The sequence below is a fragment of the Salinisphaera sp. PC39 genome (genome assembly GCF_040361335.1).
Taxonomy (GTDB): Bacteria; Pseudomonadota; Gammaproteobacteria; order Nevskiales; family Salinisphaeraceae; genus APNM01.
On record NZ_APNM01000014.1, the window covers coordinates 1 to 19251 of the forward strand.

Consider the following 19251-nt stretch of genomic DNA (forward strand, 5'->3'; position numbering starts at 1 on the left):
AACTCTTCTCATGCTCCTGATTGCCGTGGCGTTGGCAACATACGAGGGCTAGGGTGAGGGGGAAAACAAACCATCACCGAAGCCGCACCGGCACCCCGCAACCCACCAACACCCGTACCGCAACCTCGCCGTCGGTCCACCCTCCGCCGGCGGCTCGTGCCCCTCAGCCCCCACGAACCGATAAAGCACGACGATAGACAAGCCGGACCGACGGCAATGCGCCGGGAATCCCTACGCCTCGACTCGGCCACATTCTGCTAGGGTTGACGCTCAGGGAACGAGGCATAGGGCGCGATGGACCGCCTGGACCGGATTTACGCACTCCACGGGATACTCAAGGCACGCCGCTATCCGGTATCCCGCCAACAACTGGCCGACGAACTGGACTGCTCCGAGTCCACCGTCTACCGCGTGCGCGACGCCCTGATCTCGCACTTCGGCGCGCCGGTGGAAAGCGAGGAAGGCACCGGCCGCCTGTACTACCCTCGCCCCGAGGCGGACAACTTCGAGTTGCCCGGCCTCTGGTTCAACGCCTCCGAACTCTACGCCCTCCTCGCCGCCCAGAAACTCCTGGTCGATGTCCAACCCGGCGTCATCGACGCAGAGATCGCCCCGCTGCGTGATCGCATCAACCGTATCCTGTCGCATAGACGCCTGGGCAACGGCGAACTGGCACGGCGTATCCGCATCCTCAGCATCGCCGATCGCCCCATCGAAGCCGACACCTTCAGAACCCTGGCTGCCGCCCTGATCGAGCGCCGGCGTCTGACACTGCATTACCGCCCACGGTCCAGCGACCGATCCGGCGAACGCGAGGTCTCGCCACAGCGACTCACCCGCTATCGGGACAACTGGTATCTCGATGCCTGGTGCCACCAACGCGAGGACCTGCGCAGCTTCGCCGTTGACCGCATCGACAATCCCAGAACCTCGGCCGAGGCCGCGAAGCATATCGACGAACCGGAACTCGACCGACGACTGGCCACCGCCTACGGCATCTTCTCCGGCGAACCGACAAACATCGCCGTGCTGATATTCCAGCACGAACGCGCCGAGTGGATCGCCGACGAGACATGGCATCCTGAACAACAAAGCCGCTGGCGCGACGACGGCCGCTACGAGCTTCGGATTCCCTACGGCGACCCGACCGAACTGATCCTCGATATCCTGCGCTATGGTGATGATGTTGAGGTGGCCGAGCCAGAGACTTTACGCAGGCAAATAGCACAGAAGTTGGAGAAGGCGGCGATGCGGTATCGAACATCGGGGAACAACCAGTGAAGCTGGCCAGTTTCGAGGCAATCGTCCGCGCTCTCAACGACGCCGACGTACGCTACCTGATCGCCGGTGGCGTAGCGGTCAACGCACATGGATATCTGCGGTTCACCAAGGACGCCGACGTGGTTCTGGACCTGGCACCGGATAATGTCGGACGTGCTCTCGACGCTTTGCAAAGCATCGGCTACAAGCCCGTCCTCCCCGTTACTACCGACCAGTTCGCAGACGCCGAACAGCGCCAACGCTGGATACGCGAGAAAGGCATGCGTGTATTCCAGCTCTGGAGCGATGAACATCGGGAGACGCCGATCGACCTCTTCGTGGAAGTCCCCTTCTCATTCGACGACGAGTACGAACGCGCCCTGATCAAACCGCTCTACGGCGACATCGAAGTCCGCTTCGTCTCCATCCCGACACTGATCCGCATGAAAGAGGCCGCCGGACGCGATCAGGACCGCATCGATATAGAGAACCTGCGGCTCATACTGGATGACGATGGGCAGGAATAAGCGCCACGATCCGCAGAGTGACTGGAAAGCCGGCACCTGGGAGGGTGCCAGACGCGAGGCCATGCGCCGCTGGGCCGCGCTGCCGCTGGAACGAATCCTGGCCGCACAGGAAGAGATGGCCGAGCTGGCAGAAGCCCTTGGCCACGACATCCAGTCATCGAAAGGGCAACAAAAGGTTGTCGAATCCAAAACAGACTACGGGAATTTGAGCCATCCCAAGAAATGATGCCGTTCGCAGGTTTTGCGAACTTCGGATGGTAGTAGTGATCGGCACATATCAAACAAGCTCGTGAAAATCCTTTGTCCTCTTATTATCCGCAAAATTCTGAACCCAGGCTCTGGGGCAAGCTAAAGAAGGATGACGATGGCAATGTCGAGGATTGGCTATCTCTATCCAACCATTGCACGGATGTCGCCAGTGTCTTCCAGGCTCTGTGCCAACAGAACGCCATAACACGTTCCTTGGCCAAAACAGTTGGGCGGCCACTAACGGCTACGGATATCGAGCGACTTGCCGTTCTCGCCTTCCTCCACGACCTTGGAAAGTGCAATCATGGCTTTCAGGCCAAGGCCCTACGGCATCCATCGCAAACCGCCGGTCACGTCAAGATAGTAAGCGCGTTGATCTGTGACGAGAACCTGCAGCCGCGCTTTCTGGAAGCCATCGACTATACAACGCTCCAGACTTGGTTTGATGGCCCGGAGGACGCACTGCGAATGCTGCTCGCCAGCATCTCGCACCACGGCAAACCCATCGAACTGGACGACACGGAAGTTCACATACAAAGAGCACTCTGGCTCGAAAAACAAGGCGTCGATCCGATCGCCGATATCGCCTGCCTCCTGAGCGAAGCCCGAGAAATATTTCCCGGCGCCTTTGCTCCCAATGACCCGCCGCTTTCCGCCACGCCAGCGTTACAACACCGCTTTGCCGGTCTCGTCATGCTGGCGGACTGGCTGGGCTCTCATGCCGAAGGATTCTTCCCCTATCACCACGAACACGCATCGCGTGCCGAGTTTGCCCGGCAAGCCGCAGAGCGGGCTCTCCGGGCAGTGGGTTTGGATCTGACGGATGTCCGGGCACGAGTAAATCCACATAGCGCCTTCCCGGAATTGTTCTCCTTCGAACCCAAGCCTACACCGCTACAGACTGCGCTTTTCAAGCCAAGCGAATCACCCGTCTTGATCGCGGAATCCGAAACCGGATCGGGCAAGACGGAGGCGGCGCTCGGTCACTTTTTTCGGCTGTTCACAACCGGCGAGGTGGATTCCCTCTACTTCGCGCTTCCGACACGGGTCGCGGCGAGGGAACTCTACGAGCGCATGCTGGACTTTGCGAAGACCGCTTTCGGGGAGGATCACCCACCTGTGTTATTGGCCGTACCTGGCTATGTTCAGGTCGATGGCGTTGACGTTAAGCGGCTGCTACCGACGGCGAGTTGTCTTTGGGATGATGATCTCTCAGCTGGACTGCGAGAACGAGCGTGGTCATCAGAGATACCGAAACGATTCCTTGCGGCACCGATCGCAGTTGGCACGATCGATCAGGCGCTCCTGTCTGTGATGCAGACGAAGCACGCTCACCTCCGCTCGGTTTGCCTGGATCGGTCGCTACTGGTGGTGGACGAGGTGCACGCGTCGGATACCTACATGCGTGGCCTGCTCCGGGCGGTACTGGACCACCACCGTGCGGCGGGCGGCCATGCCCTGCTGCTCTCTGCCACCCTGGGAAGCGATGCGCGTACTGAGCTGCTAGCACCCTTGCAGTCCGTGCATACCCCTCCCCCTTTGGAGAAAGCGAGCAATCTGCCCTATCCGTCGATCACAGACAGTCAGGGGCGGATCGAGCCAGTGGCTGCTGTATCCAAACGCGAAAAGCACGTCCGAATCGAGCCGGCGCCGCACCTATCGGACCCGGAGCGAATCCTGCCGGATCTGGCGGAGGCCATCGAGAGCGGCGCGCGTGTGCTTGTTGTTCTCAATACTGTTTCCAGGGTTATCTCCCTACTCCGGGCCGCAGAGACGGTCCTCAGGCTGGCGGAGTCTCTGTTCCGGGTCGGTGACATCGTTTGTCCGCACCACGGCCGCTTCGCTCGCGCTGACCGCCTGCTGCTCGACCGGGAGGTAAGCGAACGACTGGGGAAGGAAAGTGGTGCCGGGCCGCTGCTGCTGATCGGCTCGCAGACGCTGGAACAAAGCCTCGATATCGATGCGGACTGGCTAGTGACGGATCTCTGCCCGATGGACGTGCTGCTCCAGCGCATCGGCCGGCTACACCGGCACAAGCGTGCACGCCCCACCGGCTTCGAATCGCCCCGCTGCACAGTGCTTGTTCCCGACGATCCCACTCTGGAGTCCTTTTTCAACGCACGCGGCGATGTCCGCGGCGAAGCCGGGCTCGGCAAGGTCTATCCCGACCTGCGCATCGCCCGACTGACCCTGGAGCACATCGGCGGGGGCTGCGATATTCGCATTCCGGCGGATAACCGCTCTTTGGTGGAGTGGGCCACCCACCCCGACAACCTTAACCGGTTCGACAGCGGTCCCTGGGTCCGCCATCGCAATGAACTCTGCGCCGTGGCCATGGCACACGGACAGACGGCGCGAAGCGCGCTGATCCCGGAGACCGAGGTCTTCGGCGACCCCGCCCTGCGCTTTCGTGCCCTGAACGAGAAGCTCAAGACCCGGCTAGGCCTGGAGGACCGCCGCATTCCGCTGCCGGAGCCTGTGACGAGCCCCTTCGGCCAGATGCTCTACGAGCTGGCCGTCCCCGGCTGGATGGCTCAGGGGGCAGACGCCACTGAACTGACCGAGCCGCCGGAAACAGACGGATCGACTCTGCGATTCCACTACGGCAACAAGGCCTATCGATATACCCGCCTCGGACTGGAGCTCGACGATGAACGCTAATCTGTTGCTCGATGATGTCTTCGGCATTCAGCTTCCCTCAGGAGAACGGCAGTCCCTATCCCTCCCAACGTTGCTGCAGGCGCTGGGGCGAGGCGAGGTCGAGAACCTAACGGGCATTCAGCGGCATCAAGCCGACGCCTTTCACATCTTCCTCTGCTATCTGGCCGGCACGGTGCTTAATCGGGAGGGTGAATCCGATCCCGTTCAGGACGACACGTTCTGGCGGAACGGCCTTCGGCTTCTGACCGGCCGTGATGATGACGATGCCTGGACACTGGTGGTGGACGATCCCACTCGGCCGGCCTTTATGCAGCCGCCGACTCCTAGCACTAAGGAGTTCGAGACTTACAAACCAAAGGCGGCGACGCCCGACGAACTCGATGTGCTGCAGACGGCGAAGAATCACGATCTGAAAGGGGCACGGCTGAGCGGGGCGACGGCCGAGGCCTGGGCTTTGGCGCTGATTTCGATGCAAACGATGAGTGGTTACGGAGGTAGTGGGAATTACGGCATCTGCCGCATGAACGGAGGATATGGCTCCCGACCGTGTGTGGCATACAACACCGACCTACAGCCTTCCCACCGCTGGAAAGAGGACGTTACTCGACTCTTGGAACGTTTAGAAACAATGCTTTGCGAACCTTGGCCTTATCAACGCAACGGTAATTGTTTGTTATGGCTGATCTCCTGGGACGGCAAGGCAGGCCTGGGTCTGAATGCACTGCATCCGTTCTTCATCGAAGTTTCCCGATTAGTACGCCTGATTGCCGCCGGAAAGACCATAACCGCCGTGGGGGCATCCGCGAAGACTGTCCGGATCACGGTGGCCAAAGAAACGAAAGGCAATGTAGGAGACCCGTGGACTCCGATAAGACGCAAGGATCAAAGTGCTCTGAATGTTCAAGGTCGCGGTTTCGATCCTGAGCAATTACGTGACCTGATTCTCGCGAATGTCAACCATCAGCCGGCCCCGATGCAATCGCTTAGCCCAGACAAAGGGCCTGCATGGTTTCACGCTTCAGCACTCGCACGAGGAGAGGGCACCACGAACGGATACCACGAAGCTCGCATCTACATCACGCCAAAGGCAAAAAAGCTGCTGCTGCAGCATGGCGAAGCCCAGGACCGGCTGGGGAAACTATCCGACTGGGCACTGACTAGGGCACGCGATGTCCGCAGCAAAGCCCTCCGCCCCGCCCTGTTCGCACTCGTGGAAGGCGGTCCTGAGGAGTGGCCCGATACCAACCGCCGCGAAGCCGGCCACTGGGTAGATTCCTGGCTGGCCCGCTACGACCAGCACTGGGCGAGCGGTTATTTCCCTTGGCTTTGGCAAACCATCAACCAAACGGACGACGCTGTCCGGGCCGAATGGCTCAGTGAACTGCAAACGCAGGCCATCAGGGTATTGGAAAACGCACTGCAGACCGCACCTCAGCGCACGGGGCGACGCTATCGCGGCAAGGTCCGAGCGACCGGGCTGTTCCACGGCGCCTTCCGGAGGCATTTTGATAAGGAGATGAGCGATGTCGCAAGCTGAATCGGAAGTGAAACATCCAGCCGACCTCGTACCCCGCCTGGCGGCTATCATTCACGGGGAGGGCTTCCCCAATGGCGAGCGAGCCCGTCTCAAGCGCATGGGCATTAGCGGGCCGACACCGTTGTCCTACCACCGCTTTCTGCTTCGTCACGTACCCGAGCACTGGCAGGGCGAGCAGCAGGCGTTGGCGTGGCGGACGCTGATTGCGGCACTCGCCCAGCAGCACCAGAATCCCCACAATCCGTCGGCGCCCTTCGGCAGCGCCCTGACCGACTGCGACTACTCCGAGTTGCGACTAGAGAGTCTGCTCGCGGCGGAAGGCCGCGTACTCGCCACTCTGACCCTACGCGCCGCCACGCGCTTGGCGGCCCAGCGGATCCGCTGCAACTGGAAGGACATCGCCTGGCTGCTGTTCGCCCGGGACGACGAGACCCGCGAACGCGTCAACCAGCGCATTGCCCGCAATTTTTACCTCACCCCATCCGCTACGGACGGCCACGCCGTCGAGACCGACTGAGGAGGACCACCATGTTTCTGCAGATTCACACACTAACTTCCTACCACGCGGCGCTTCTGAACCGGGACGATGCCGGTCTCGCCAAGCGGATTCCCTTCGGTGGTACTGAGCGCATGCGCGTGTCCTCGCAGTGCTTGAAGCGGCACTGGCGCATGGCATTGGTCAACAAACTATCAAGCGGTGGTGACCGCAAAGCGATCAGTGGATATCGAACTCGCTATTTCTTCGGCAGATCGGTAACGCCACTTGTCAAGGACGAGATACAGGACGAAGAAGTGGTTAAGGATCTGACCCGAGAACTCGCCATATTATTATTCATGAAATCCGATGCTCGAAAGAAGGCGCTCAAAGACAGCGATGTAAAGGATCTCAAAGCGCCAGACTCCATGGAGGAACGAAACGGAATTTTAGAGCCGTCGCAGCCTATTTTGTTTGGCTACCCGGAGGCTCGGTTTCTGGCAAACATGATCCAAGAAGCTGCTGTTGATGAGAACGGGAGAATGCGCTCTAAGGAAGATGCGCGCAGTGAGCTTCGAGCTAATGTGGCCAAAAATCTGGAAAATGCGAAGAATGGTAACGCGAATCTAGGGTCGAATTTTGATGCTCTGCTTGCACGCGGCACTTGGTTCGCCGGCATCGAAGGAGCACTGTTCGGCCGCTTCATCACCTCCGACATTCTCGCGCGCACCGATGCAAGCGTACACGTCGCTCACGCCTTTACAGTCCACGCGCTGGATAACGAAGTGGACTACTTCACTGTCGTGGACGACCTCAAGGAGGTCGGCGAGGACGCCGGCGCTGCCCACGCGGGTGACATGGAGCTCGGGGCCGGTCTCTTCTACGGGTACGTGGTAGTCGACGTGCCGCTGCTGATCTCCAATCTCTCCGGCTGCGACCGGAGCGAGTGGCGGAGCCAGCCCGAGGCGATCGGCGACGCACGCGAGGTGATCACCGGCCTGGTCAACTCGATTGCAACGGTGTCCCCCGGCGCCAAGCTGGGCGCGACCGCCCCTTACGCTCGTACCGACTACGCCCTGCTGGAAACCGGGGACACGCAACCGCGGTCCCTTGCCAATGCCTACCTCAACCGCCTCCGCCCGAACGGCGATGTCATGCAGCAGGCCGTGGACACATTAGGAGGCTACCTGAGACAGCTCGACGGTATGTACGGGGTCGAGGGATCACGCTTCATCGCTTCGACCCGCGATACCGACGCCGTCCCCGAAGCCCGCAGGGCACCACTGAACCAGACCATCGAGTCAGCGCTGGACAGTATCTTCGGAGGTGCGTGATGCGTTGTCTGATGCTGCGATTCGACGCGCCCTTGATGAGCTTCGGCGGCGTGCTCGTCGATCAGCACAACCGCACGGACCGCTTTCCTGGCCGGGCCATGCTGACCGGGCTGATCGCGAACGCCCTGGGCTGGCATCACGGCGACGCTGAAGCCCTGAACGAACTCCAGTCCCGCATCGAATACGCCGCCCGGTGGGATGTGCCGCCGACGCCGTTGAGGGATTACCACACGGTTGATCTCGGGCAGCCTCACTTGGTCCAACCGGGTTGGACGACGCGTGGTGTCCCGGAGCATCGGGAAGGGGGAGAGGCAGCAAAAAAGGGCACTCACCAGAGGTATCGCCACTATTGGGCCGATGGCGTCATGACGCTTGCTCTTGCTCTGCGCGAGGGATCTCCCGATCTCGACGCCGTAACGGCTGCCCTGCAACACCCAGCCCGCCCGCTGTTCCTAGGCCGGAAGACCTGTCTGCCGGCGGGGCGGCTGGTTCTCGGGCAGTGCGAGGCGGCGAATACGCTCTCAGCTCTCGGGGCCGAACCGCGGGACAGGCGGGCTTCACCGGACACGGAGCGTTTCGAGGCCTGCTGGCCGCCGGGCTGCGAGGATGCCCCGACGGAAGTCCGGCAGCGCGAGAACCGAACGGATGAACGGGACTGGCGCATCCAGGCCCATGTCGGACTTCGCCCCGTGATCGTCGGGCACATCAGCGAGGTGCCGCCATGCACATGATCGACTTACAGCTCAGACCGGATCATCTCGTGAGGCATGCCCAGGTACAGGGACACAACCATGCTCACGACGAGGACCTCGGCTACGCCATTCACAGCTGGCTGACGGACGCGCTGGGTGAGTTCGCACCCCGCACCTTCCGACCGATGGAGCAACGCAACGGATCGCTTCGGCTGCTGGGCTATGGCAAGGCGGACGCGGATATGCTCCGTGAGCATGTGCAGTTGTTCGCGACACCGCAGGCTATGGCAGTCTGCGATTGGGACAGCGCGGCTTCCAAGCCGATAGGCGATATCACATGGCGGCAGGGGCAGACGCTGGGCTTCGAAGTTCGCATCTGCCCCATCGTTCGCGGCAAACTGGGCGAACGTGATGCCTTCCTCGCGCAGCTGCCTAGCAGCGGGGAACCGACAGTGCATAGCCGGACGAGCGTGTATCGAGATTGGCTTTCCTCCAGGCTGAACGGCGCTGCAAGCCTCGACGATGACACGTTCAACCTGAAAGCCTTTCGGCTGGTTTCCACTTGGCGCCAAGGCCGATCGGCCGACACACGGAATCGGGCCGGCCGTCGTGTTGTGCGGCCGGATGCACTGCTCAGCGGACGACTTACAGTCCGGGACCCCGACGCCTTCCGAACTCTGCTGCATAATGGCATAGGCCGTCATCGGGCTTTCGGCTTCGGCATGCTGCTTCTGCGCCCCGCATGAGTAGTCGTAGTGGGTTCCTGCCCGGGCGCTTGGGGTTGTCCGGTGCCCGCATCCCCCACGCCGACCGCCATGGCCTGCTGTGGCTCTCGCGCGGCCGGCTGTCCGTCGAGGACGGTACGCTGCGATTCGTCTGCTCCAACTCGGACGATTTGGCGGCCGGCGACTACGCCATCCCCTATCAGGGCTTGTCCATGATCCTGCTCGGCCCGGGCTGCAGCGTCACGCATGACGTGCTGCGTGTGCTTGCTCGCCACGGAACGCTGCTCGCCGCGATCGGCGGAGGCGGCACCAAATACTACACCGCACCGCCCATGGGACAAGGACGGTCGGCGACCGCACGGCGACAGGCAACATTGTGGGCAAACGAGACTGCCCGCCTGGACATAGCCCGGCGCATGTACGCATTCCGCTTCGGCCGCGTGCTGCCGCACCGAGATATTTCCGTGCTCCGTGGTATCGAAGGCGGTCGCGTCAAGGAGTTGTACCGCGTCGAGGCAGAACGGTTTGGTATCCCCTGGAAGGGACGCCGTTATGACCGATCCAATCCGACAGCGGCTGATATACCGAACCAAGCAATCAATCACGCGGCAACGTTCGTGGAATCTGCTACCGATATCGCCGTAGCTGCAACCGGCGCACTGCCGCCGCTTGGCTTCATCCATGAAGACTCCAGCAATGCATTTACACTGGATATAGCCGATCTGTACCGGGCCGAAGTCACCATTCCGCTGGCTTTCCAGGCAGCCCGCAAGGTACTGAACGATCCGAGCCTCAGTATTGAACGAACACTTCGACACGACAGTGCAGCGGAGTTTCGTAAGCGCCAACTCGTGCCCAAGATGATCGATCGTATCAAGGAGTTGCTCGATGCCGATGACAATGGTGGTGACTCGTAACGTCAGCGACAGGACACGCGGCTTCCTGGCCTCATCTATGCTGGAACTTTCCGCAGGCGTCTACAGTGCACCTCGCCTCTCTGCTGCTGTACGCAAACGCATATGGACAGTACTCGAAGAGTGGTGGCCTTACGAACGAGATGCTTCGATCATTATGGTTTGGCACGAAAACAAAGTACCGGCCGGGCAAGCCGTTAAAACCCTAGGTATTCCACCTGTGGATCTCATCGAAATTGATGGCATCGTCTTGGCGCGACGTCCTTCCAATTGAACTCCGCTCTTTAAAAATCAATATAAGACAGGGCACTATTAGCTAGAGGCTTCCCCGCATGCGCGGGGATCGACCCATGGCGCGGCGGCGGATGGCGCCTGCCTTGCGGGCTTCCCCGCATGCGCGGGGATCGACCCAGGCACAGGGCTGCCAGAATCCCTCTGAGCATGGCTTCCCCGCATGCGCGGGGATCGACCCCACGAAGGCCGCATGTCCCGCGTGCTCGCCGGGGCTTCCCCGCATGCGCGGGGATCGACCTTTTGTTGCTGCTCGCACCCAAGGCATACATCTGGCTTCCCCGCATGCGCGGGGATCGACCCTGGTCCGCCTCGAGACGAGAAAGATTGCGTTCGGCTTCCCCGCATGCGCGGGGATCGACCCTCCCTTGGCGACATCGGTAGCAATGGCTCCGAGGCTTCCCCGCATGCGCGGGGATCGACCTCTTGTGGAGGCAGCGCGACGACGACATGCACTGGCTTCCCCGCATGCGCGGGGATCGACCTCCAGTGCGACAGTCAGCACCGGCGAGAATGCCGGCTTCCCCGCATGCGCGGGGATCGACCCGCCGCGTCCAGCATCGGCGGGAGTTTCTTGCCGGCTTCCCCGCATGCGCGGGGATCGACCTGACGCGGATGGCGTAGCGGGTGGTGGTCATGCGGCTTCCCCGCATGCGCGGGGATCGACCTGACCCGCAGCTCAAGGCCGACTTACTGGCCGAGGCTTCCCCGCATGCGCGGGGATCGACCGTTCCCGCCACGCCCGATCCGTCTCGAAGTTCCGGCTTCCCCGCATGCGCGGGGATCGACCCAATAGTTTCGACTGGTCGTCCCCGTCTTTCACGGCTTCCCCGCATGCGCGGGGATCGACCTCCGGCCATGCGTGGCCGCGAGACAGCAGGGGCGGCTTCCCCGCATGCGCGGGGATCGACCCATCGTCATGTTGCCGTTGGTCATGTCGGACGTGGCTTCCCCGCATGCGCGGGGATCGACCCCAGGCGTAGTGCCAGCCATCGCCCTTTCGGCGGGCTTCCCCGCATGCGCGGGGATCGACCTCAGGACGGGCTCGAACTGCCGCGCGGCGAGGAGGCTTCCCCGCATGCGCGGGGATCGACCCTGCCGAGCGCGAGGCGCGGGAGCGGGCCGAGGGGCTTCCCCGCATGCGCGGGGATCGACCCCTGGTCGATCTCCAGCCGTTGAACCCCGGCGGGGCTTCCCCGCATGCGCGGGGATCGACCCCGTGCGCCGCTCGGACTGGTGAAGGGTTCGTCGGCTTCCCCGCATGCGCGGGGATCGACCTTGGGGCGGCTCGCCGACAACCTGGCCGCGCCTGGCTTCCCCGCATGCGCGGGGATCGACCTTGCACGGGGACATGAAGGAACTGTCGGGCGCGGGCTTCCCCGCATGCGCGGGGATCGACCTGCGGATAGACACCGATGGCGCCGATCTCTGGCGGCTTCCCCGCATGCGCGGGGATCGACCCAAGGCGCGGGTGCTGATCCGGGTCAAGGAGGAGGCTTCCCCGCATGCGCGGGGATCGACCTATGCCGGCGACGGTCATGGCCTGAGTGAGCGCGGCTTCCCCGCATGCGCGGGGATCGACCCGCGGCCTGGTGCTCGGCCTGCCAGACATCGCGGGCTTCCCCGCATGCGCGGGGATCGACCTTCTCCGTCGTTCTTCGCGGAATCCTTCCGGACGGCTTCCCCGCATGCGCGGGGATCGACCCCTGGAGGGGCATCCGACGCCGGAGGAGGCGAAGGCTTCCCCGCATGCGCGGGGATCGACCCATCGCCCGCGCGCCCACGGACACCGGCCCCGGGGCTTCCCCGCATGCGCGGGGATCGACCTACGAGCTGGAGATCCTCGACGCCACCACCGAGGGCTTCCCCGCATGCGCGGGGATCGACCCAACGCCGGCGGCAATCCGTCGCCGGTGCCCAAGGCTTCCCCGCATGCGCGGGGATCGACCTACTGATGGCTTCGCGGATGTGGGAGATCAGCAGGCTTCCCCGCATGCGCGGGGATCGACCCCGCCGGCGGAGCTGGCCGCCGCACCCGACCTGGGCTTCCCCGCATGCGCGGGGATCGACCTTCGTGCACACCGTGATCGGCGTCTTTCGGGCAGGCTTCCCCGCATGCGCGGGGATCGACCTTTCCTGGCGCAGTTCGACGATGCGCTGCGTGGGGCTTCCCCGCATGCGCGGGGATCGACCCGTCGACACCGGTCGCAGCGGTCTGCATGTGCTGGCTTCCCCGCATGCGCGGGGATCGACCCGGTTCGACGCCGCAGATCTCGCGGATAGCGCCGGCTTCCCCGCATGCGCGGGGATCGACCCTCGCCGCGGCCGGCGACGGCGGTGATGCTGCCGGCTTCCCCGCATGCGCGGGGATCGACCCCATGGCGGAACGTAAAAGCAGCGTCATCCTCGGGCTTCCCCGCATGCGCGGGGATCGACCTGCCGACAGCGACGGCTACATGACCGCCGCGGCGGCTTCCCCGCATGCGCGGGGATCGACCACGCGGGAGAGGGGCGGCGGGTTGGACCACCCCGGCTTCCCCGCATGCGCGGGGATCGACCTCTCGGCCAGGGACTGCGCCGCCTGGGTCTGCTGGCTTCCCCGCATGCGCGGGGATCGACCCTCGGCGTCGAAGCCGTCCTCCACGAAGGCCACGGCTTCCCCGCATGCGCGGGGATCGACCCGTGGGATATCACTACCGCTGTTCAACTGGGTGGGCTTCCCCGCATGCGCGGGGATCGACCTCCTGGAAGGCGGCCAACGGCGTCATCCTCGGCGGCTTCCCCGCATGCGCGGGGATCGACCCTGTAATCGTGCAGGGCCTGGGGCTCGGGGTAGGGCTTCCCCGCATGCGCGGGGATCGACCTTTGCCCGGTTGGCCGGCGAGATCGCGGCTATGGGCTTCCCCGCATGCGCGGGGATCGACCCCCTGACGGGATCGGCCTGTCCAAAAATGAATAGGCTTCCCCGCATGCGCGGGGATCTACCCGCCCTGATCCCGCCGCCGAAACAGGACCGTCCGGCTTCCCCGCATGCGCGGGGATCGACCTGGCGGATCGGATCGGCATTGCTCGCCGCTGGCGGCTTCCCCGCATGCGCGGGGATCGACCCTTCTCGAGGCGGACATCGTGCCGCTGGACCTCGGCTTCCCCGCATGCGCGGGGATCGACCCCACTGCCGGCAGTCCGGGTTGCGGCACTTCTTGGCTTCCCCGCATGCGCGGGGATCGACCCAGGTCGACGCCGCAAAAAAAGACTGACCGCGCGGCTTCCCCGCATGCGCGGGGATCGACCTGAAATACGCGAAAATTGACAAAGAGGGCCGCCGGCTTCCCCGCATGCGCGGGGATCGACCTTCGACGCCCCAGGAGCGCGCGTTATCCGAAACGGCTTCCCCGCATGCGCGGGGATCGACCCAGATTCAGGTTCTTAACAACGTCTCGGGCGGCGGCTTCCCCGCATGCGCGGGGATCGACCCGCGCGCTAGGCGGCCTCGAAAACGCCACCCGCGGCTTCCCCGCATGCGCGGGGATCGACCCCCGGCCGCACCGCCGCCGAGGCCGCAGAACAGGGCTTCCCCGCATGCGCGGGGATCGACCTCCCACTGCCCTGAGCTGGCGGATCGCATGGCCGGCTTCCCCGCATGCGCGGGGATCGACCTCCTGCTGTTCTACTTCGGCGGTGGGGCTTTCGGGCTTCCCCGCATGCGCGGGGATCGACCCTGCTTCGGCAGGGTGTCCAGGAGTACGTAGGTGGCTTCCCCGCATGCGCGGGGATCGACCTGGCCGTCGTCGTCCTCGCCGTGACTGGTGATAGGCTTCCCCGCATGCGCGGGGATCGACCCCGGTCAGAGCGCCCGGCGCGGCGCCGGCGGTGAAGGGCTTCCACGCATGCGCGGGAATCATCAACAAGCATATACTACTTTCCCGCTGCCGCGGGTGTTTTCGAGAGAAGCGGCTGGTTGGCATCACTGATGCCGCTCTCTTCGCAGCATTAGCGGGGGTTCAGCCCGCCATCAAATAATGTCTGATGGCCAGACAAAGGTTGGCATGGGCAGGACGTCATGTGCGGCGAGTGGCATTAACATACCGACTTGAAACAGTCTGGAGAGGAAACAATGACACGATCGCCTACGAGAAGACATCTTGAGGCAGCTGCTTGGACAAAAAGCTCCAAGCGTCGCAAAGCCCTGGGCCTTAAGGATGGCCCCAAATGTCTCCCCCACGAAAAGACCCTTGCCGCTATCGTGAGAGAGCAGCGAGATGAGGGTTATTGAGCCCGCATAGTCGTAGCGCTACGCGAGGAAGCGGGGAAACGGATATGTCCAAACAATTCGGGCAATGCCGGCATGAAAAGCCTGGATACGTCATCGACAGATTCGTCCGGCGGACGTGATGCGGCCTCGGGCCACCCTCGTTACCGGAAGCTGACGCCCGAGGAAATCTCAGCCTTGCAGCGCGACAAGCGCGAGACCACCTAACGACTTGATGAACTCCGCGACCAGGAGCGGCAGTCTCGTCGCGGTCGGTAGTGTCGATGGTCTGTCCTATGGCCATGGGGCAGACCACGGCTTGGCTTATCGATCGGCCAGTATGGTTGCCCCTTTCGGCAGGGGAATCGTATCTACAGATCGAGGATGTCCGCCAGCACCCGCGTGCCCACGATCACGCGGACGATGTCGTCGTCGATGCGATAGAGCTCGGTGCCGTCCGGCTGGCGCGGCAGGCGGCGCAGGAGGTCGCCGGGCAACGGCTGGCGGTAGCGATAGACGTCTCCGGGCAGGACTTCGCCGCGGGCGATCTTCTTCTGCCACCCCGGCGGCAACGGTTCGCCGCGCGCAACCTTTTTCTGCAGGCCCGGCGGCAGGCCGCGGTGGTCGCGGCCGCGCTCTTGCCAGCGGTCATGATCGCGATAGTAATCGCGGATCAGGTCGCGCTCGCGGTCGGACAGACGCAGTTCGCGGCGGCGGTCGTCATGGTCGTGATTGCGCTCGCCGGCGGCGGCGAACAGGACGTCCAGCCAGTCCCCGCCCTCTTCGTGGGCGTGTCCCGGCAGGGAGGCGGCCGTCAGCACGGCGGCCAGACAGGTCGAAGCGATGAGCTTGCGGCGCATGGGTCACCTCGCGATATCGATCTTTCGCGGATGACTCTAGGGGGCGCCGCGTGAACCGCGCCTGAACGCCCGCGTCACATGAGCCGGCGGTACTCCTTGTAGACGCAGCGGTCCATCACCACCTCGATGCCGGCGTCGCGGGCGCGCTGGGCGGCGTCCTCGTGGACCACGCCCTCCTGCAGCCAGAGGGCGGGCACGCCGCGCTCGATACAGGCGTCGACGATGCCGGGCACGTGCTCGGGAGCGCGGAAGACGTCCACCAGGTCGATGTCGCCCGGTACCGAGGCGAGGTCGGGATAGCTTTTCTCGCCCAGGACTTCGGTCTCCCTGGGATTCACGGGCACGATCTCGTAGCCGAAGCCCTGCAGCGAGCGGGCGACGCCGTGACTGGGGCGGCCGGGGTCGGAGGAAAGGCCGATAACGGCGATGCGTTTGGTGCGTTCGAGCAGGCGCTTGATGTCGTCGTCGGTCATGTCGGGGCCTGGGTTGCAGTGAGACCATTGGCGGCGCAGTCGGCCGCCGGAGAGACCTGACCGATTCTATCCTGGGCCGGGGCTCCTGTCGGGGGTTGTTGTTTGGGGCGTTGTAGCGGTCTTTGTGGTTGGGGTCCTAAATCCCCCTCGGTCCCCCTTTGCAAAGGGGGAGGAAGGCGGGGCCCGCCGTCACGCACCGGGTGGCTGGTAGAGGTGGGCCACGCGCTCGGCGGCGTCGGCCAGGGCGGTCTCCAGGGCCTCGGCCAGGGCGCGGTTGACCCAGCGCAGGGCCTCGTCGTGCTGGAGTTCGGCGTAGGCGGCCCGGCGGGCCTGGTCCACGTCGCGGTAGGCGTACAGCAGCATCACGGGAATCTGCTGGCTCAGGCGCATGTCCAGGCCGGCGCGGGTCTCTTCCAGCATCATGCGCTCGTTGGTGGGCGAGATGCTGTAGTCGTCGGAGACGACGGTGTTCCGGGCCGCGATCATGCCCTGCATCATGCCCAGGTTGAAGGCGGTCTGGAGCTCGACGAGCCGGAGATCGTCGGCGAGGCCGCGCATGCGCCGCACGGCCTGGTCCGACGCATCGTTGGCGGGCTGCTGCAGGAAGGTCTGAAAACCCTGCGCGAACTGGTCGTCGGCCGCTGCGTCCTCGCGCGCGATCATGTCCCGGGCCAGCTCGCTCTCCAGGCGCTCGGCAGCGTGGCGCAGGGCATCGGCGCGATCCTGGACGCGCGCCCACTCCGCCAGCCGCTCGGCGACCGCGGCTTCCAGGCGCTCGGCGTCGTAGGCGGCATGGATGGCGGCGCGCAGCCGCTCGCGCTCGTCCTCGCCGGGGCCCGCGGGCAGGTTGGCCATGACGGCGTCGGTTATGATCGGCGCGGACTGGGCCAGCATGGCGTCGACCCGGTAGGCTTCGACGATGCGCCGGGCCTCGCGGTTCTCGTCGACCCGGTCGGGGAACAGGGCGCAACCGGCCAGCGCGGCGGCGGTTGTCGCGGCGACGGCGGCGCCGATTAGACTACGCATCGTTTTCATCTCCTCGCACGAATGCCCCCTTACCTGGGACGAACACTATGTCCTACGCAGACGAACGCCAAACGGACGTCAGCCGCCTGGCCGACGTGGACGACGACGCCCTCGCCGCCCTGCTCGCGCGCTTCGGGCTGACGCTGGTCCGCGTGCCGGGCGGCGAACCCATCCCCGGCAGTTTCTGGGGCGAGGAGGAGGCCGGTCTCGCCGGCGACCGCCTGTACGCGCGGCCCGACACGCCCCTGCATTCGATCCTGCACGAATCCGGACACTATATCTGCATGGACCCGGCCAGGCGATCCGCGCTCGACACGGACGCCGGCGGCGACTACGACGAGGAGAACGGGGTCTGCTACCTGCAGATCCTGCTGGCGGACCACCTGCCGGACATGGACCGGGACCGCATGTGCGCGGACATGGACGCCTGGGGCTACACCTTCCGGCTGGGATCGGCGGCGGCGTGGTTCGCGGAGGACGCGGCGGACGCGCGGGCGTGGCTGCAGGAGCGCGGGGTGCTGGATCGGGACGGGGCGGTTACCTGGCGTTGTCGGGGGGCCTGAAATCCCCCTTGATCCCCCTTTGAAAAGGAGGGAGAAGCGCCGCGCCCATCCCAGGGGACGGCGGGCGTCAGCCCAGCAGGAAGTAGGCGCCGTAGCCGACGATGATCGCGGGGATGCCGGTGTACAGGGTGGCCACGATCGCGGCCTTGGGCGCCAGGGCGATGGCCGGGAACAGGGCGTCGCCGTCGTTGCTGATGGCGTTGCCGAGCAGCGCGGCCATGGGGATGGCGCCGGTCAGGTAGAGCGTGGTGACCACGATCTGCGGGCCGCAGCCCGGCAGGAAGCCGACCAGCACGGCGATCATGGGCGTGATCGGCGCCCAGACCTCGAACCAGCTGCCCAGGTCGACGCCGGAGAAGTGCACCCCCAGCTCGTAGACCAGGAAGGCCGCGATCACCCAGACGGTGACGAAGTTGGTGTCGTTGATCACGCGCGAGGCCATGGTCGGCCGCTCGCAGAGCACGCGGTCGTTGGGGTTCGCGGCGGGGTTGCCCATGTGGTGCCGGCCGGGCTCGGCGGTCATGTGCGCGGCCCACATAAGCAGCGCGAACACCGCCCCCGCGAACCCCAGCCAGGTCACCGGTTCATAGGCGGCCAGCGGCCCGAACCAGGTGTTGGGGTCGAGCTGCATGGCGATCGGCACCGCGAACACCACGCCCGGGATCATCATCGCCAGCCACAGGGGATTGAACGGCGAGCCGTCCCGCGGGCGCCGGCCGAGGCTGGCGCGTCGCTCGGCCTCCTCGGGACCGGCCAGGGCCTGCATGCGCATGAAGTCGGGCCCGTGGATCGCCTCCAGCAGGTAGCCGGAGAAGCTGCCCACCACCATGCCCAGGGCGAAGACCAGCATGCCGGTCGTGGGCTCCTGGGCCAGCAGCAGGAAGGCGGCATCGCCCATGGTCGCGGTGAGCACCGCCACCAGCGCGCCGAAACCGACGTGGCCGTTGACGTACTGGGTGACCACCACGATCGCGCCGCCGCAGCCCGGCAACGCGCCCAGGAAGGCGGCCACCGGCACCTGGATGCGGGGATGACGCGCCAGCAGGTCCGCGGTATCGATGTCGAACAACCGCTCCGCGCCGTAGATCAGCGCCAGGGTGGCGGCCACGAAGACACTGACCTGGAGATAGGCCTCGCTCAGGGTTTCGACCAGGATGCGCCCGGCCTCGGGGGAGGCCCAGGCGAGCGTCGCCAGACCCAGCGGGATCAGCACCCGCCAGGACAGGATTTCCCGGCCCCAGGCGTGGAGGTCGAGCATCCGGCGCTTGGCTGCGAGTATGGCGGCGGTCATGTAGCCCGGTTAAATAAATTCAGCCTTGGCATAACTTCAGAGTTAAAGACTAGGTGCGCCGCCATCAAAATGCAATAGCCGGCGGCAAAAAAAATTCGCGGGCGCTCATGACGGGCCGCCGCCC

16 protein-coding genes and 1 CRISPR repeat array are annotated in these 19251 nt (G+C 64.5%); of the genes, 12 read left to right on the forward strand and 4 right to left on the reverse strand.

Going from position 1 to position 19251, the window contains the following annotated elements:
• Positions 1-294: 294 nt before the first annotated feature.
• The 11 genes from PC39_RS13020 to cas2e all read left to right on the forward strand — a co-directional run bounded on the left by PC39_RS13020 (position 295) and on the right by cas2e (position 10648).
• The gene (locus PC39_RS13020) at positions 295-1281 is read left to right on the forward strand and encodes a helix-turn-helix transcriptional regulator (protein WP_353253831.1); all 987 of its coding nucleotides are present in this window, start codon (positions 295-297) and stop codon (positions 1279-1281) included.
• Positions 1278-1787, forward strand: coding sequence for a nucleotidyl transferase AbiEii/AbiGii toxin family protein (locus PC39_RS13025; protein ID WP_353253832.1), 510 nt, complete (start codon positions 1278-1280; stop codon positions 1785-1787). The genes PC39_RS13020 and PC39_RS13025 overlap by 4 nt, the downstream gene beginning before the upstream one ends.
• On the forward strand, positions 1768-2013 hold the full coding sequence (locus PC39_RS13030) for a hypothetical protein (protein WP_353253833.1): 246 nt from the start codon (positions 1768-1770) through the stop codon (positions 2011-2013). The genes PC39_RS13025 and PC39_RS13030 overlap by 20 nt, the downstream gene beginning before the upstream one ends.
• A 74-nt stretch (positions 2014-2087) precedes the next feature.
• Positions 2088-4697 carry a CRISPR-associated helicase Cas3' gene (gene cas3 / locus PC39_RS13035; RefSeq protein WP_353253834.1) on the forward strand — a complete coding sequence of 870 codons (2610 nt, stop codon included), beginning with the start codon at positions 2088-2090 and terminating at the stop codon, positions 4695-4697.
• On the forward strand, positions 4687-6234 hold the full coding sequence (gene casA, locus PC39_RS13040) for a type I-E CRISPR-associated protein Cse1/CasA (protein ID WP_353253835.1): 1548 nt from the start codon (positions 4687-4689) through the stop codon (positions 6232-6234). Before cas3 ends, casA begins: the two co-directional genes overlap by 11 nt.
• A 7-nt stretch (positions 6235-6241) precedes the next feature.
• Positions 6242-6751, forward strand: a complete 510-nt coding sequence (gene casB / locus PC39_RS13045) for a type I-E CRISPR-associated protein Cse2/CasB (protein ID WP_353253836.1) — start codon at positions 6242-6244, stop codon at positions 6749-6751.
• Between the two features lie 11 nt (positions 6752-6762).
• Positions 6763-8043 carry a type I-E CRISPR-associated protein Cas7/Cse4/CasC gene (gene cas7e / locus PC39_RS13050; RefSeq protein ID WP_353253837.1) on the forward strand — a complete coding sequence of 427 codons (1281 nt, stop codon included), beginning with the start codon at positions 6763-6765 and terminating at the stop codon, positions 8041-8043.
• A complete protein-coding gene (gene cas5e / locus PC39_RS13055) occupies positions 8043-8774 on the forward strand; it encodes a type I-E CRISPR-associated protein Cas5/CasD (RefSeq protein ID WP_353253838.1) in 732 nt (243 codons plus the stop codon). Before cas7e ends, cas5e begins: the two co-directional genes overlap by 1 nt.
• Positions 8765-9481 (forward strand): type I-E CRISPR-associated protein Cas6/Cse3/CasE, encoded by a 717-nt coding sequence (gene cas6e / locus PC39_RS13060; protein WP_353253839.1) that lies wholly within the window; start codon positions 8765-8767, stop codon positions 9479-9481. Before cas5e ends, cas6e begins: the two co-directional genes overlap by 10 nt.
• On the forward strand, positions 9478-10377 hold the full coding sequence (cas1e, locus tag PC39_RS13065; RefSeq protein WP_353253840.1) for a type I-E CRISPR-associated endonuclease Cas1e: 900 nt from the start codon (positions 9478-9480) through the stop codon (positions 10375-10377). Before cas6e ends, cas1e begins: the two co-directional genes overlap by 4 nt.
• A complete protein-coding gene (gene cas2e, locus PC39_RS13070; RefSeq protein ID WP_353253841.1) occupies positions 10349-10648 on the forward strand; it encodes a type I-E CRISPR-associated endoribonuclease Cas2e in 300 nt (99 codons plus the stop codon). The genes cas1e and cas2e overlap by 29 nt, the downstream gene beginning before the upstream one ends.
• Positions 10649-10695: 47 nt before the next feature.
• Positions 10696-14569: direct repeats of the CRISPR family, unit length 28 nt; unit sequence GGCTTCCCCGCATGCGCGGGGATCGACC.
• A gap of 716 nt (positions 14570-15285) precedes the next feature.
• On the opposite strand, the gene PC39_RS13075 is transcribed toward cas2e, so the two are convergent.
• The 3 genes from PC39_RS13075 to PC39_RS13085 all read right to left on the reverse strand — a co-directional run bounded on the left by PC39_RS13075 (position 15286) and on the right by PC39_RS13085 (position 17273).
• Positions 15286-15774 carry a hypothetical protein gene (locus PC39_RS13075; RefSeq protein ID WP_353253842.1) on the reverse strand — a complete coding sequence of 163 codons (489 nt, stop codon included), beginning with the start codon at positions 15772-15774 and terminating at the stop codon, positions 15286-15288.
• A 74-nt stretch (positions 15775-15848) separates the two neighbouring features.
• Positions 15849-16247: a CoA-binding protein gene (locus PC39_RS13080; RefSeq protein WP_353253843.1), complete on the reverse strand. Its 399-nt coding sequence runs from the start codon at positions 16245-16247 to the stop codon at positions 15849-15851.
• 189 nt (positions 16248-16436) lie between these two features.
• Complete coding sequence (locus tag PC39_RS13085) at positions 16437-17273, reverse strand: hypothetical protein (RefSeq protein WP_353253844.1); 837 nt, start codon at positions 17271-17273, stop codon at positions 16437-16439.
• 47 nt (positions 17274-17320) lie between these two features.
• Here PC39_RS13085 and PC39_RS13090 point away from each other — a divergent pair, with 47 nt between their 5' ends.
• Complete coding sequence (locus PC39_RS13090) at positions 17321-17836, forward strand: hypothetical protein (protein WP_353253845.1); 516 nt, start codon at positions 17321-17323, stop codon at positions 17834-17836.
• A gap of 67 nt (positions 17837-17903) precedes the next feature.
• On the opposite strand, the gene PC39_RS13095 is transcribed toward PC39_RS13090, so the two are convergent.
• Complete coding sequence (locus tag PC39_RS13095) at positions 17904-19127, reverse strand: putative manganese transporter (RefSeq protein ID WP_353253846.1); 1224 nt, start codon at positions 19125-19127, stop codon at positions 17904-17906.
• Positions 19128-19251 lie beyond the last annotated feature (124 nt).